Source organism: Daejeonella sp. (genome assembly GCF_049655485.1).
Lineage (GTDB): Bacteria > Bacteroidota > Bacteroidia > Sphingobacteriales > Sphingobacteriaceae > Daejeonella.
In genome coordinates, this window is record NZ_JBASJU010000251.1 from 1 (window position 1) to 1,514 (window position 1,514).

A 1,514-nucleotide genomic window follows, 5' to 3' on the forward strand; every position below is an offset into this window, starting at 1 on the left:
GGTTTGATGAAATTTTGAGAGCCTGAGTTACATGAGGTGATTGAAGACAAGATAAAAATGCTAATGAGGAAGTAAGCGTAAATAAGCTTCATACAGGGTTTCTTGGGTTTTATCAAATTATCGCGCAACAAAAAAGGGCTTAAGTTTTTCACTTAAGCCCTTCTAATATAATAATTTTTCTCTATTCAACTTTAAAATCAACTTGCGTGTCGGCCCATGCAAGAGAAACTTTGCCTTTCTTGTCAATGTTGAAAGTCATCTTTTCTGTGAATTTATCAGCTTTGCCTGGCTTTACATTTACACGTAAAGCGTCTTGATCTGCTTTATAAATAGTTCCCCATTGATTCCATGTTTTATTGAAAATCAAAGTCCATTCTTTTTCTCCGGGGATACTGTAAACGCTGTATTTTCCAGCAGGTAAAGTTTTTCCTTCAATTTTTACATCTTGAGAAGTTTCGAAGACTGTCGCTTCGTTCGCTCCAGTACGCCATACCTTGCCTGCCGGGGTAAGTGTTGCCATTGATCTTCCTTTCACTGAAGGTTGGCTGTAATCAATAGAAATTACCGCTCCAGATTTAAGTGTCTGGGATACTTTAGAAGGTGGACTTGGCCGCTTGCTCTTATCTTGCTGTGCAGAAGCATTAAAGCTTGTGATAAAACCCATAATAAGGGTTAAGATTATTAATTCTCTCATAATTGGTTTTATTGATTTACTAATATAACGGATTTGAGCCCATCTCAATATTTCCAGACTGGAATGTTACGTTTTTAAAAGCTTTTAATTATGCTATTATGTAGAGTTTTTGTGTTCCAGTACCCGCTCGCGATTATCCTTCGTATGGTAAACAAAGGATCATTCTCATCCCTTTTTTCAGCAAGGATAAAGGCTGAAGTGAAACCTCTCTTCTTTAACTCCGGAATTGCTTCCTTGTTCCATAAGCCAAAAGGATAGGCGAAATATTTAATGTCTTTACCGGTTACTTCCTGCAAAGTCTTGGTTGGTTTCTCAATCTGGGTTACCCAATCTTCTCCCTGATATTTTTTAACATTTTGATGGTCATAGGTATGGGATCCGATAACATGGCCGGCATCCGACATTTGTTTCACCTGCTCTCTGCTTAAATAGTTGGGTCTTCCCAATGAAACTGTCATGATAAAGAACACACCTTTGAATCCATATTTTTTCATCTCAGGAAGTGCAACTGTCCACTGATCAAGCTTCGTGTCGTCGAAAGTAAGCATGATAGGTTTTTTCGGCAGTTCTGCCCCGTAAGCTAGATAATTATATAACTGATCAGGCAGTATAGTGTTGTACCCGCTGTCAGCGAGCATTTTCATTTGCGATTTAAACTCTGCAGTAGGGACTATATAATCTTTGCCAACTTTTCCATCTGAAGCCGTCCAATTCCTGATCTGGTGGTAACAAAGGATGGGCACCTGAGGACGAGCTAGTATTTCGGCTGCACTGGCGATTTTTCCATTCTTCCGCGCAGGGGTTTCTTCTTCTTTGTTCT

2 protein-coding genes are annotated in these 1,514 nt (G+C 39.3%); both read right to left on the reverse strand.

Annotated features, from left to right (window positions below):
• Nucleotides 1–181: 181 nt before the first annotated feature.
• Nucleotides 182–694 carry a DUF2911 domain-containing protein gene (locus tag WBJ10_RS10800; protein ID WP_424290160.1) on the reverse strand — a complete coding sequence of 171 codons (513 nt, stop codon included), beginning with the start codon at nucleotides 692–694 and terminating at the stop codon, nucleotides 182–184.
• A 74-nt stretch (nucleotides 695–768) separates the two neighbouring features.
• On the reverse strand, nucleotides 769–1,514 hold a 746-nt coding region (locus WBJ10_RS10805; RefSeq protein WP_424290162.1), incomplete at its 5' end, for a polysaccharide deacetylase family protein.